This window comes from Chitinophaga nivalis (assembly GCF_025989125.1).
GTDB classification, from domain to species: Bacteria; Bacteroidota; Bacteroidia; order Chitinophagales; family Chitinophagaceae; genus Chitinophaga; species Chitinophaga nivalis.
This window is the reverse complement of record NZ_JAPDNR010000001.1, coordinates 19,420-33,493: the sequence shown is the minus strand read 5'-3', so window position 1 is coordinate 33,493 and position 14,074 is coordinate 19,420. Positions and strand designations below refer to the sequence as shown.

Genomic DNA, 14,074 nt, shown 5'->3' with positions numbered 1-14,074 from the left:
ATATTATTACACAGACACATCCATTATTTTCTTATTTTTATAAAAAGAAAGAAAAAAAATTTTGCATTGTTAAACATTTGTCTATCTTTGCAATCCCAAACGAGAAATGCCGCGTTGGTCAAGGGGTTAAGACGCCTCCCTTTCACGGAGGAATCACGGGTTCGATTCCCGTACGTGGTACAAAAAAGAGGACTTCTATTTTAGAGGTCCTCTTTTATTTTGGGGTAATACCCATTATCTTTCTCCTCAAATACAGTTATACCAACTACCCATTTGTTACACCTGTATACGCTTTCCCTGTCTGGCTATTTATTCCGGTAACATTTAGTAAATTTATCCATACGATCCCACTTCCCAATCCGCGATGATTCAACAGCACCTTAAGCTGATATTACAGCGACGACCAATTATGACCAGGTGTTTTTTCTACCTGCTGGGAATCATGCTGCTGCTAACCACAGCCATCACTGCCCAGCGCCCGAAAGTTTCCTACAACTTTGCCCATCTCAATATCAGTAAAGGATTGGCCAGCAATCACGTATCTGCCATTCTGCAGGACCGGAAAGGATTTATCTGGATTGCCAGCACCGCCCTCCAGCGATATGATGGTACCAACCTGGTAACGATTGCCAACTTCGACCGGGTGCCCGGCTCCATCTACTATGACGATATTTGTTTGTGTGAAGACAGACAAGGCAGGATATGGATGGGTACTCCCGATAATATTCGTGTATATGACCCCGTTACGGCCCTTGTAAGGATATTGCCGATCGATAATAGCATCGCCCGGCCGGAAGGGCTGAAATGCAGCCAGATTATCCAGGATCATGACGGGGTGATATGGGCTACTACCTACGACGGCTTGCTACGCTACGACGAAAAAGCCGGCAGCTTTAAAAAAGCACTGATGATTCCGGAAGCTATCCGCAGTGATATGAAAGACGCGATCATGGAAGATGAAAACGGTAATCTGTGGATCAGCGGCGCCCATGAATTGTATATCCTGGACCGGGAACGACAGCAGTTTTTCTCCGCTTCCCACAACCCGAAAAAATTACCGGTACTCCATATCCGCAACAGTTTCAATAAAATTATTACAGATAACCGTCACCGCATCTGGCTGGCCGGCCGCTCCGGACAACTGTATTGCTATAACCCAACAGCCCGCGACCTGCATACCTATACTTTTCACACCACCCCGGCTAAAAGAAAACCGGATGACGACATCAACGATGCCATCTTCGACGTGTCTATGGACGGCGAAAACCAGGTGTGGGTAGCTACAGAGAAAAGCGGCATTTTCCGTTTCAATGAAACAACCCAAAGCTTTGATGTGAATATTACCGCAGAAAATGAGGATGAACAAGGCCTGCATTACGATTATGAAGCCAACTGTTTTCTCAGCGACAGGGAAGGACATTTGTGGATAGGTACCGACCGGGGCGTGAATATTCTGAACCTGCATAACAATTCCTTCCGGATCTTTGATCACCGCAGCACTTTTTCCGGTACATCGGAACGCCTGCCGGTAGCGGAAGTAACGGGTATTTACCAGGCGTCGGATGGTGCAGTGTATGTCGGTTACTGGGGAAGAGGTTTCAGCAGGCTATCCCCGCAGTTAAATCTGGTGCGTAATTATATCCATCATGAAGGACATGAAAGAACGACGCTACCGGAAGAAAGAGGATTGGTATGGAGCTTCTCGGAACTAAAAGACGGGACCATCCTCGTAGGCCAGGAAAATGGGCATCTGTCGCTGTTTAACCCGGCTACCGGCTACTTTACCAAACACCTGACGGCGCCGGAACTATGCGAACAAACCTTGCTGCATCTGCAACCCTACAACGATAGCCTGGTTTGGATTGGCCTGTACAAAAGAGGACTGGCCAGCTGGAACCCGCAACGCAACACCTTCCGGTATTACCACGAATTAACGGATGCCCTGAATAAACCCGTATCTGTGATGGATATGATACCCGAAGGAGATTCATTGCTATGGCTGGGTACCAGCGGCGGAGGCCTGATTGGTTTCGATACCCGTACCTATCGGCTTACCAGCCAGACAGCGTTCAAGTTGGAGAAATCACTCTACAACAATATCACCTGTTTATTAAAGTACAATGACAGCACCATCCTGGTGGGAACAGATCATGGGTTGTGGGTTTTTAATACCCGAAACCATCATTACCGGCCACTCCAGATCAATAACCACCTGTTTGACGGCTGGATATTGAGTATGGCAGAAGATGTACCGGGTAAAATATGGTTTACTACCCTGTATGGGTTTTACCGGTACGACCTGCCGCAGGATGACCTGGAAACTTTTGTACAGGGCGACCTGATTATAGATAATACCCGGCGGGTACGTCGTCGGATTGTGAAACTGCAGAACGGGAACCTGCTGATAGGCGGTGCTAACCGCTTTGTATCATTTGATCCGGCAAGTCTGAAAGAGGCGCCACCACCACCGGATGTGAGCATCGTCAGCCTGCGCGCGATGGATAGCAGTATCCTGATCGAAACAGCCCTGCGTGATAAGGTGCCCGTGACTTTATCCTACAAACAGAATTTCATCAGCATCACTTTTAAAAGCCTGCAATATCACCATCCGGTGAAAATCCGTTACTTCTACCAGCTGGAAGGCGTGGATGAAAACTGGGTGAGTACAGAAGATCTGCTAACGGCCAAATATACCAATCTGCCGCCAGGCCGGTATACCTTCCGGGTACGGGCGGTGAATACGGTGGGTACTTTTTCCGCACGTATCACCAGTTTACAGTTGTTTATTAAACCGGCTTTCTGGCAAACTACCTGGTTTCGTTTATTGATACTGGTGATAACTGCCTCGCTGATTTATCTGTACTACCGGTTTCGGATTGCAGGTATTAAAAGAGAAGCCAAACAGCGGGAGGCCATTCAGCAACAGATGGCGCAGCTGGAAATGCGGGCATTACGGGCGCAGATGAATCCACATTTTATTTTCAATGCGCTTAATTCCATCCAGACATTTATGATGAAAAGTGAAACGGAGCAGGCATTGTCTTATCTGGCCCGTTTCGCAAAACTGATCCGGAATGTTTTGGATAACTCTCAGCTCAACAACATTCCGGTTTCCAAGGAAGTAACGATGCTGGAGAATTACCTGGAATTGGAAAAGCTACGGTTTGCAGATCAGTTTGAATATCATATTCTGATAGATCCTTTACTGGATGCAGATATGGTGGAGATACCCACCATGATTATCCAGCCATTTGTGGAAAATGCCATCTGGCATGGACTATTGTACGAAGAGCGGAAAGGTAAGCTGACCATTACTTTCCGGCAGGTAGGCCACCAGCTTTATTGCACCGTGGAAGATAATGGCATCGGGCGGGAGAAAGCGGCTGCGATGAAACGAATGGTATCGCATCAGTCGCGCGGCCTGCAAATTACCCGCGACCGGTTGGCGTTATATAACCGGCGTTTTAATGCGGATGCCGGTTTTGCTATTGAGGACCTGACCAATGAAAAAGGGGAGCCGGAAGGTACCCGTATTAATCTGTGGTTTCCCCTGATCGGTGAATAATGGTAACGCCCCGTACAGCAATGATCCGCTGCACAGGGCGTATTGTATAATGGAAGTGTGATGACTTAACTTAATCCTACCTCGTAATGTTTGTCGGGGATTTCGATATCCAGGAAATCTCTTTTGAGCAGCCAGTTTTTAAAGATGGTCTGCACATCATATTCCCCATGTACCAGGAATAGTTTTTTAATACGCCTGGGGTCCTGGCAGGCCAGCCATTGGCGCAGGTCTTCGTAGTCGCCATGGGCACTCATAGAGCGGATAACGCCTACTTCAGCTTTTACCTCAAAACGGGTACCATAAATAGATACTTCTTTGGCGCCGCGCATCAGCCGTCCACCGAGCGATTGTGGTTCACAATAACCTACTATCAGGATGGTATTCTGTGGTTCATCAATATTATTGGCGATGTGGTGTTTTACACGCCCGGCTTCCGCCATGCCGGAAGCGGATATAATGACACAAGGCTCTTTACGGTAGTTGAGTAGTTTGGATTCATCGACGGATTTAACATACCGTAATCCGGGGAAATCAAACGGGTCATCATCTCTCTTCAGCAGATCGGATACTTCCCGGTTGAATACTTCGGGGTGGGCTTTGGTTACTGCCGTTGCTTCTGTAGACAGCGGGCTATCCACAAAGATATCTACTTTGGGCAGGGTACCTTTCAGCTGGGCATTGTTTAAGGCGTATAACAGCTCCTGGGTACGTCCTACGCTGAATGCCGGAATGATCAGCTTCCCTCTTTTTTCAATACAGGTTTCCCGGATGTAACGCAGCAGCTCAGCATCTGCCGGCGCGGCATCGGCATGCAGGGTACTGCCATAGGTAGATTCTATCAGCACGTAATCAGCCTGTGGGAAAGTAGCCGGTGATTTCAGGATGGCGTCATTATAACGACCAATGTCACCGCTGAAAGAGATCTGTTCTGTTTTACCGTTTTCTGTAATCCGGAGATGTACAGAAGCGGCGCCCACAATGTGTCCGGCATCGGTAAACATCAGGGCGATATCCTCATCTATATTTATCCACGTATCGTATTTCGCTACGGGCTTCAAAGATTTAATAGCTATTTTGGCATCATCTACCGTATACAAAGGTTGCAGGTAGGGAAGGCCTTCTTTTGCTCTTTTTTTGTTGGAGAATTTCACATCATCTTCCTGTATTTCGGCAGAATCCATCAGGAGGATTTCTGTGAGATCGCGGGTGCCTGGTGTACAGTAAATGTTGCCTTTGTATCCCATTTTCACCAGGCGGGGAATCAGCCCGGAGTGATCGATATGGGCATGCGATAGCACCATGTACGTGACTTCCTGCGGATCAAATCCAAAGTCGCGGTTCAAACTCTCGGTATCTTTCCCCATGCCCTGGAACATACCACAATCCAATAATATCTTTTTTCCGTTCCTGAGTGTAATCAGGTGTTTAGATCCTGTAACGGTGCGTGCAGCGCCATGAAATGCTATTTTCATATCTGTATTTTAAGGTGAATGGAGTTCACCGTTTACGATTTGCTTTTAAAAGACCAGGTGACAGCGAAGGTGGCAATTAATGTGCCGTCTTTGTCTTTGCCTTCGGTGTGTATGGTAACGGTCACGGGTTCTCCGGAACGGATGGCCTGTGCCATGGCATCTCTTAATACAGGTACTTCTGTGCAGGTAAAGAAAGTAAGCCCGGTAGCTTTTTTAACGAAGGTGGCCTGGATGTTTGTTACCAGCATGGATACCCGTTTCGGGGCGCTGCGTACATACATCATGGCGGGCAGGCCGGTACTCAGTTCCGCGGCCATTGCCAGGCAGGCAAAATAGGTAGATTGAAAAGGATTCTGGGATATCCAGCGATAAGGTACGGAGGTCACACATACATCGGGGGTTAATGATTTTGCCCGCACACCACACAACCAGGCTGATGGTAATTTCCAGAACAGGAACGCCGAAAACTTAAACGGATGCTGCGCAAATCTGATAAAAGATTGCACAGCATCCGCGTTGAAACTGGTAATGCCCGTATTCATATTGGAATTATTCGTTGATATAATTGGAAGGCAACAAGGCAGCGGGAGACCACTGTTTAAAGAACTCCTGCAGTTTCTTTTCGTCGTAGGAATCCGCAGATTCCAGCAGGCCGGAGTTTTGGGTATGCAGTCGTTTGCCCTGTGCATCGAGTACTACCAGTACCGGAAATCCGAAACGTTGCGGGTAGCCCAGTTCTTTCAGGATAGGCAGGTTTTTATTTTCTTTACTATAGTTCAGATGATATACTACGTAGTCTTTTTCCATAGCAGCTTTCAGGCTGGTATGATCATCCACGAATTTATAGAGTCGTTTGCACCAGATACACCAGTTACCACCAATTTGTAATAAGACGTGTTTATTTTCTTTCGCGGCTTTTTTTACGGCAGCAGCCAGGTCGGCTTTGGCATCGGCTGTTGGGTTGTAGATGTGTGCGAGGTCCTGGGTTTGTGCCTGTGCGGCCGGTATAGCAAAACCAATACTCAATAACAACATCCATACATACTTCTTCATAAAATACTCGTTTAATACTTCTTTCTAAATTACACTATATTTTGCACATAAGACTGAATCGCTTTTTGTGCCAGGTGGCTGTCCTGCAGCTGCAGGGCAATGATATCTTTCAGTTGCTGCTGTAATACAGGATCGTATACCGGCACACATACTTCGATGCGGCGGTGCAGATTCCTGTTCATCCAGTCGGCAGACCCCATATATACTTCTGCAGTACCGTTGTTATGGAAAATAAATACCCGGGCATGTTCCAGGTAACGGTCTACAATGCGGGTAATGCGAATACCACTGCTTTCCGGTATATCAGGTACCAGACAATTAATACTACGGATGATCAGGTCTATCTGTACGCCGGCCTGACTGGCCTCATACAGTTTGGCAATCATCTCTTTTTCCTGCAGGTTGTTGAGTTTAATAGTGATATGTGCCGGTCTGCCTGCCTGGGCATGGGCTATTTCCCGGTCTATCAGGGCGGTAAAACGGTCGATCATATTAAACTGCGCCACCAGCAGATGCTCAAAACGCAGGAAGTTATAGGCATCCGGTTGGGAACGGCTTTGCAGGTAGATAAACAACAGCTCCATTTCCCGGGTGATACCGGTATGGGCGGTGAATAATACATGATCTGTATAGAAACGTGCCGTGCTTTCGTTGAAATTGCCGGTGGCAATCAGTCCCGAATAATCCCATTGGTAGCCGCGTTTCCGTTTTACCAGCGCTGTTTTGGCGTGTACTTTCATGCCGGGAATACTATAGATCAGTTTTACACCGGCATCTTTCATTTTCCTGGCCCAACGCACATTGTTGGCTTCATCGAAGCGGGCTTTCAGCTCTACAAATACGGTGACCTGTTTGCCGTTTCTGGCAGCGCTGATGAGTGCCTGTGCAATCCGGGAGCCGGAGGCAATCCGGTACAAGGTCACATATATTTCCTGTACACTGGTATCGGTGGCGGCTTCATTGAAGAAGCGCAGAATAGGATCGTATTGCTGATAGGGGAGATGAATGAGCATATCCTGTTGCTGAATATGGTCCAGTAACCGGTCGGTATGACCAGCTGCCGGATTTACAGCCGGCGCTATCCGGGGGTAGCTGGCTTGTGGTATATCACCCGGCACCGGCAGGTCTGCCAGGTCTTTCAGATTGTGATAACGCCCGCCGGCAACCAGCTCGTGTGTTTCCACTTCAAACTGATGTGCCAGGAAATGCAGTAAAGGCAAAGGAATGGCTGCATCATACAGAAAACGGGTAGGAATGCCTAACTCACGTTTACGTACCAACGTTTCTACTTCTTCCAGGATATCTCCTTTCATTTCATCCATATCCATTTCTGCATTCCGGGTTAGTTTAACGCTATATGCGCTGTATATCTGGTAGCCGGGAAAGAGATAGGGAAGATGCGCGCGGATAATGTCGTCCAGGAAGGCGATGTAGTGCCTGCCGTTCAGGGAAGGCAGCTGCAGGAAACGGGGCAATGCTGCCGGAATATTGAGGATCACCTGCTCCTGTACGACCGGGTTGTTATCGGGTATTAAAGTGATGGCCAGGTACAGGGCATTGTTTTCCAGAAATAGTTTCTTCGGTTCTCCGGTGAGCCATACCGGCTGCAGCCAGCCGAGGATGGTGGTCAGGAAATAATCTTTGCTGAAAGCGGTATGGGCTGCTTCCAGCGGCTGATTGAAATAGAGTTGTATTTGTTGTTCCAGGAGTGCCGGCAATATTTTGCCGGTGAATATCTGTCCGTATTCCTGCTGCTGCCGGTTGATTTCCTGTAATACTTCCTGCAGGGTGCCGGTGGTGAGGGTTTCATCGCCGCCGGCGCCGGGATCTTTTTCCAATACTTTATGGATGGCCTGTATAGTGGGCATTCGTACGCGGAAAAATTCATCCAGGTTGGAAGAGAATATAGACAGGAATTTAATACGTTCGTATAGGGGTACCTGTGGGTCTGCTGCCATCAGTAATACCCGGTAATTAAACGACAACCAGCTCAGATCGCGGTTATATAAAGGAACACTCATGAATCACTATGCTTTTACCGGGAAGAAAATTGCTGCAATGACAAACGCCAGTACGGAGGCGATTAAACCAAACATGAAGATATTATAGGAAATTCGCAGCAGCCGGTATTTGTGGCCCAATACAACGCCCAGGTAATACACATCTTTGGTCATACTGCTGTACAGGAAGTCGCTGTCTTCCATCATTTGTTTCATGCCCCACTGATACTCTTCCAGTTGCATTTTATAGAAGTTACCAAAGAAGAGCAGGTTGGCGTCTTTCTTAGCAATATCATTTTTAGTAAAGGTACCGCTGGTAACGTTGGGTCTTGTAGCCAATACAGAAAAAATAACGGTGGTAACAGAGGTGGTCAGGAAGATGATCGCGGGAATAATCATGTTGGGATAATCTTCCAGCCGGCGTACCAGTACTGTGAGCATAAATGAGATGATGATGGAATTCACCGATATCATGATATGCGCTTTGCTGTCGGCCATGGAGCTAAGCCGGATATGATTGGTAGACGTAATCCGGAACATGGTTTCCACACCTCTTTCCGGTTTTTTTAGTTTCTTCTCTTTTACCTTTTCTGTAGCGGTGGCGGGTGCGCTACCGGCAGCCGGAACTACGGCAGCGGCAGAATCCTGCGCTTCTTTATTTTTTTTCTCCAGCTTCTTTTTCAGTTTCTCGATGTTTTCTTCTTTCTGTTGTTTTTGTAAGGTGCGGGCATAGTCTGTCCAGTAGTGATGTTCTGTCAGGAACCGGATATTGCCGGCGAGCCATTGCGTAGCCGGAATCTCTTGCTCATGGGTCAGCGCTACTTCCTGCCGCAGCAATTTGTTGCGGGTACTGTAAGTGGCAGAGCCGAGGTGAAAGAGGTCGGCATCACAAACAATCTGTTCTACCAGGTTCTTGGGCGACTGAGGCATTTTGGTAGCCATGATAGCTCCCTGCACCATTTGCTGAACATTTTCTGCTACCTGTTGTTGCTGTAGAAAATGCAGGGCTTCTTTGGCGCCGTTTTCTTCGTGTTGATTGCCGGGACCATACAGATAACCAGCATCATGAAACCAGGCCGCAATATAAACAGCCAGCAGTTCATCGTCCTGTAAACGGTAATGTGCAGCTATCTGTGAGGCTGCCTGCACTACCTGATGGGTATGTTCCAGATTATGATATACCAGGTCCGGTCGGGGATGTTGCTGATATTGAGCGGTGACATAATCCCTGGCTGCATCTATAAGGAGTGAATTTTGCATAGTGACGATAGCTGTTAAAATGAATGCCTGCGAAACGAACGGAAGATAGTACCGGTCTTTGTATGCAATTTATCAATAAATGGTAACTACCTGCCAATGAATTCAAAATTGAACCTAAGTTACTGCATTTTTGAGTTAAATTTATGGTATAAAGTCACACTATGAATGTAAGATTGTTGGTGCTTGTTTTGTGTTTGCTGTCGTGTAATAGCTTCAGTGATAAAGAACAGAAAGTATATGCATCGCCCCGGGGATATGATTTGAAAGAACCGGTACGTTACCGGGTACGGGAGTCTATGCAGGAGATTTCAGGTATTGAACTGTTTCCGGATGAGCATAATATACTCGCTGTAAATGATGAAGAAGGGAAAATTTATCAGATAGATGTTACCGCCAACAAACCATATCCTTCCTGGAAGTTCGCTAAAAATGGCGACTATGAAGACATTTGCCATGCCGATAGCACCTGGTTCGTGCTAAAAAGCAATGGTGCACTCTACGAAGTATATGGGCTCTTTACCGACTCGGTTGGCAGTACCCATTATAAGTTTCCGAAAGCAGGCAAACATGAATTTGAAACCACTTATTATGATCCACAACTACACAGCATTGTCTTAATTGCTAAAAATAACGAAGCAGATAAAAAAAGCGGCCATACCAGTGCTTATCGCTTTAACCTCGCTACCCGCGATTATGATACCGCCGCCCTGTATCACTTAGATAGCCGTGAGATAGCCCGGTTAGCCGGTACGGATATGCGTTTCTTCAAACCATCTGCTGCGGCTATACATCCTATTGAAAAAAGATTATACATCGTGGCATCCGTAAATAGTTTGCTGGTAATCGCCGATTTACAGGGGCATGTACAGGAAGCCTACAACCTGAAACACCGGTTGTTCCTACAGCCCGAAGGCCTGGCCTTCGCTGCCAACGGCGACATGTATATTTCCAATGAAGGCGGATATGATGGTACCGCCAATATTCTCAAATTTACTTATCAATTGAAATGATCCGCAGAACAATACGCTATATAACCCTGCTGCTCGGCATATCCGCTTCGTTGCAGGCACAAACGCCTGCCGTGGTAAACCGGATAATCCTGATAGGAGATGCCGGCGAATTGCACGACAATGACCGCAATCCGGTGGTAGATGCTGTCCGGCAGCAATTTGACCTGAAGGATAGTAAGAACACCATCCTCTTTCTGGGTGATAACGTATATCCGCGCGGCCTGCCCGATTCCACCAGCCGCAGCTATCCGGTTGCACGGGGGATCCTGGATTACCAGATTAACCTGGTCAGGGGAACAGCCGCAAAAGGATTTATTATCCCCGGTAATCACGACTGGGATAAAAGTAAACCCGATGGCTGGCAGGTAATCCGTAATCAACAGCAATATGTGGATTCCCAGCACCTGGATAATGTTACCTTCCTGCCTAAAGATGGTTGTCCCGGCCCCGTGGAAGTAAAGCTGGCCGACAATATTACGCTGATCATCATGGACAGCGAATGGTGGGTATTTCCTTATGAAAAGCCCGGTGTGGAATCTTCCTGCGACTGCAAGGATAAAGATGAAATACTTTCCCGCCTGAAAGAAATCGTTGCGCTGAACCGGAATAAGCTGATCATCTTCGCCAGTCATCATCCTTTCCGCAGTTATGGTATTCATGGTGGTTACTATACCGCCAAACAACACCTGTTTCCGCTGACAGATCTCCGGCCCTGGCTCTATGTTCCGTTGCCGGTTATCGGTTCCATCTATCCTATTGCAAGAGGGGTATTTGGTACTGCAGAAGACCTGCCCAATCCGAAATATCAGCAAATGGTAAAAGGTGTGGAAGCAGCCCTGCAGGCACATGGCCCCGTGGTATATGTGTCCGGCCACGACCACACGTTGCAGTTGATTAAAGATGCACAAAATGCGTATGTCATCAGCGGCAGCGGCGCCAAAAACAACCGCGTGCGGAGAGGACCTAAATCATTATTTGCCACAGCTGGTAGTGGTTTCAGCGTATTGGAAGTGATGTCCGACAGTACCGTGCGGGTACAGTATTACCTCGCAGATCAACCCGGACAACCGGTGTTTACCAACACCTTACTGCATTTACGCGACCTGCCGCAACAGGGCCTTACCTACACCATGCCGGCTGCATTGCCGCCGTATATGGTGATGGCGCCCGATTCGCAATACAACCACGTGAATAACTTCCACCGCTTTTTACTGGGAAACAACTACCGCGATGTATGGGCGACGCCGCTGAAATTTCCGGTACTGAACCTGCATACGGCGAAAGGCGGTTTAAAGATCCTGCAGCGTGGCGGCGGTAAACAAACCCGATCGCTCCGGCTGGAAGACAGCACCGGCACTGAATACGCGATGCGTTCCCTGAAAAAATATCCGTTGGCAGCCATCCCCGAAATACTGCGGGAAACAGTTGCACGGGAAGTAGTACAGGATCAGATCTCCGGCGCCAATCCCTATGCACCGCTGGCGGTAAGTGTACTGGCGGAAGCTGCAGGGGTACCGCATACCCATCCTACTTTTGTGTACATGCCGGTGGATACTGCGCTGGGCGTATATGCCACGGATTTTGGTCATGACGTATACCTGTTTGAAGAAAGAGAACCTAAAACCGGTAGCAACGATAAAACCTATAATACCCCTAAAGTATTAAAGAAACTATGGGGAGATAATGATGTGGAGATAGATCAGAAGTCAGTGTTGCGGGCACGTATCTTCGATATGTATATCATGGATTTTGACCGGCATGATGATCAGTGGCGCTGGTACCGCGAAAAACATAAAGGCCGCGAGATTTATTATCCGGTACCACGCGACCGTGACCAGGCTTTCTTCCTGAATGAAGGCCTGTTACCCCGGGCAGTATCCCGTCCGTGGCTGATACCGGGTATACAGGGGTTCCGGGATTACATTCCGGATATCAACGGCTTTAATTTCAGCAGCCGGTATTTCGATCGCTCTTTCCTCCATGAACTGGATGAAAAAGACTGGAAAAAGCAAACGGATAAATTCCTGGGGCGTATGACAGACAGCGTGATACAGGCTGCCGTAAAAGCGTTCCCGGATACGATACAATCGCTTGTCGGGCCTATGATGGTACACCGCTTATCGGTACGCCGTAATATCCTGGAAAAAAATGTGATGAAATACTACCGCTTCCTGGCTAGAGGAGTGGATGTACCGGCTACCGAGAAGAATGAGCTGATATCCCTCGAGAAACAAGCCGGCGGCAAGGTAGCGCTGAATATCTTCAAAATCAGCAAAAAGGGAGAAGTACAGCAAAACATCTACTCCCGCACGTTTGATCCGTCGGATACCAAAGTGCTGAATGTATACGGATTGGGTGGTAACGATCGCTTTGAAATAAAAGGGAACCACGGTACGCCGATCCGTATTCGGCTGATTGGCGGTAAAGACCGTGATACCTACATCGACAGCACCACCGTAAAGGCAGGTAAACGTATACGGGTATACGATCAGCAATCCGGTAAAGACAGCTTCGCATTAACCCGCAATGAACAACGGCGGCTGTCTGATAATCCGGAGAATATCAGCTACAAACGAGATGCTTTCAAATATGAGAAAACAATGCCGCTGATTGCGGGCGCCTATAACCGCGACGATGGTTTATTGCTGGGAGTAGGATTACAACTGATCCGCCACTCTTTCCGCAAGGAACCGTTTGCAGCCAAACATTTGTTTACGGCTACCCACTCGCTGGCAACACGTGCCTGGAACTTTAAGTATACGGGCGAACTGACAGACGTCATCGGTAAATCAGACCTGCTGCTACTCGCCAATGCAAAGGCGCCTAATAATACCATCAACTTCTTCGGCTTTGGTAATGAAACCGTGTTTGATAAATCCGGTAATAAAACCATTTCCTATTACCGGGCACGTTTTAACCTGTATAGTGCAGAAGCATTGCTGCGTACCAGTTTTGGCCGGCATGTCAGTATTGCCTACGGTCCGCTGATCAATCATTATGCATTTAATAAAGATGAAAATGGGGGACGTTATATTACCAACTTCCAGCAGAACAAATTGGATTCGGCCAACACCTTCCGGAATAAATATTATGCCGGGGCGAAAATAGCTGTGCAGTTCGATACGCGCGACAATAAGATCATCCCTACCCGTGGTATCTTCTGGAATACTACCTGGACGGGTAACAAAGGACTGAGTGGCGACAGCCGCAATTTTATGCAGCTGCAATCTGACCTGAGTTTGTACATGAGCTTCCGGATACCAGCCAACTTCGTGATCGTAAGCCGCTTTGGTGGTGGTAAGATCTGGGGCGATTATGAATACTTCCAGGCGCTGACAGTAGGCGGTACACAAAATCTGCGGGGATATCGCAACTATCGTTTTGCGGGCAATGCAGCGGTGTATAACAACACCGAGATCCGGGTAAAACTCTTCGACCTGAAAACGTATATCTTACCTGCCGGCGTAGGTATTGTTGCCTTCAATGATATTGGCCGGGTATGGCAGGATAATGAAACCTCGCATGTATGGCATGATGGCTATGGTGGTGGATTATACCTGGCGCCGGTGAATACTTTTATTATCACTGCGGTGGTAGGGCATTCAAAAGAAGAAACCATTCCCTATGTAACATTGGGCTTTAAGTTCTAACATAAGACAGAACGCATTTTCCGGGTAACAGCTACAGCGCATCGTTGTATATCTTCCGGAAAAT

At 47.7% G+C, this 14,074-nt stretch carries 8 protein-coding genes and 1 tRNA gene; 4 read left to right on the top strand and 5 right to left on the bottom strand.

Annotation, left to right across the window (positions count from 1 at the left end; all coding sequences use genetic code 11):
- Positions 1–108 precede the first annotated feature (108 nt).
- Positions 109–180: transfer RNA gene (locus tag OL444_RS00140), tRNA-Glu, on the top strand.
- Positions 181–409: 229 nt separating this feature from the next.
- Complete coding sequence (locus OL444_RS00135) at positions 410–3,565, top strand: ligand-binding sensor domain-containing protein (RefSeq protein WP_264735277.1); 3,156 nt, start codon at positions 410–412, stop codon at positions 3,563–3,565.
- A gap of 65 nt (positions 3,566–3,630) precedes the next feature.
- Here OL444_RS00135 and OL444_RS00130 read toward each other — a convergent pair whose 3' ends face one another.
- The 5 genes from OL444_RS00130 to OL444_RS00110 are packed head-to-tail and all read right to left on the bottom strand — an operon-like array spanning position 3,631 to position 9,350.
- Entirely contained in the window at positions 3,631–5,037 is a 1,407-nt protein-coding gene (locus tag OL444_RS00130; RefSeq protein WP_264735278.1) for an MBL fold metallo-hydrolase, read from the bottom strand.
- A gap of 32 nt (positions 5,038–5,069) precedes the next feature.
- Complete coding sequence (locus OL444_RS00125) at positions 5,070–5,579, bottom strand: DUF4442 domain-containing protein (RefSeq protein ID WP_264735279.1); 510 nt, start codon at positions 5,577–5,579, stop codon at positions 5,070–5,072.
- Positions 5,580–5,586: 7 nt separating this feature from the next.
- Positions 5,587–6,090, bottom strand: a complete 504-nt coding sequence (locus OL444_RS00120; protein ID WP_264735280.1) for a thioredoxin family protein — start codon at positions 6,088–6,090, stop codon at positions 5,587–5,589.
- Positions 6,091–6,119: 29 nt separating this feature from the next.
- Positions 6,120–8,111 (bottom strand): polyphosphate kinase 1, encoded by a 1,992-nt coding sequence (ppk1, locus tag OL444_RS00115; RefSeq protein ID WP_264735281.1) that lies wholly within the window; start codon positions 8,109–8,111, stop codon positions 6,120–6,122.
- 6 nt (positions 8,112–8,117) lie between these two features.
- Complete coding sequence (locus OL444_RS00110) at positions 8,118–9,350, bottom strand: Pycsar system effector family protein (protein ID WP_264735282.1); 1,233 nt, start codon at positions 9,348–9,350, stop codon at positions 8,118–8,120.
- A 161-nt stretch (positions 9,351–9,511) separates the two neighbouring features.
- On the opposite strand from OL444_RS00110, the gene OL444_RS00105 reads away from it, so the two are divergent.
- Together OL444_RS00105 and OL444_RS00100 are read left to right on the top strand one after the other, a co-directional pair.
- Positions 9,512–10,360 (top strand): hypothetical protein, encoded by an 849-nt coding sequence (locus tag OL444_RS00105; RefSeq protein WP_264735283.1) that lies wholly within the window; start codon positions 9,512–9,514, stop codon positions 10,358–10,360.
- Positions 10,357–14,010 carry a BamA/TamA family outer membrane protein gene (locus OL444_RS00100; RefSeq protein ID WP_264735284.1) on the top strand — a complete coding sequence of 1,218 codons (3,654 nt, stop codon included), beginning with the start codon at positions 10,357–10,359 and terminating at the stop codon, positions 14,008–14,010. Before OL444_RS00105 ends, OL444_RS00100 begins: the two co-directional genes overlap by 4 nt.
- Positions 14,011–14,074: the final 64 nt, after the last annotated feature.

Excerpts from the sequence above, each read along its gene's own strand:
- OL444_RS00135 (WP_264735277.1), top strand. The coding sequence starts at position 410 with ATGACCAGGTGTTTTTTCTACCTGCTGGGAATCATGCTGCTGCTAACC.
- OL444_RS00130 (WP_264735278.1), bottom strand. The coding sequence starts at position 5,037 with ATGAAAATAGCATTTCATGGCGCTGCACGCACCGTTACAGGATCTAAA.
- OL444_RS00125 (WP_264735279.1), bottom strand. The coding sequence starts at position 5,579 with ATGAATACGGGCATTACCAGTTTCAACGCGGATGCTGTGCAATCTTTT.
- OL444_RS00120 (WP_264735280.1), bottom strand. The coding sequence starts at position 6,090 with ATGAAGAAGTATGTATGGATGTTGTTATTGAGTATTGGTTTTGCTATA.
- ppk1 (WP_264735281.1), bottom strand. The coding sequence starts at position 8,111 with ATGAGTGTTCCTTTATATAACCGCGATCTGAGCTGGTTGTCGTTTAAT.
- OL444_RS00110 (WP_264735282.1), bottom strand. The coding sequence starts at position 9,350 with ATGCAAAATTCACTCCTTATAGATGCAGCCAGGGATTATGTCACCGCT.
- OL444_RS00105 (WP_264735283.1), top strand. The coding sequence starts at position 9,512 with ATGAATGTAAGATTGTTGGTGCTTGTTTTGTGTTTGCTGTCGTGTAAT.
- OL444_RS00100 (WP_264735284.1), top strand. The coding sequence starts at position 10,357 with ATGATCCGCAGAACAATACGCTATATAACCCTGCTGCTCGGCATATCC.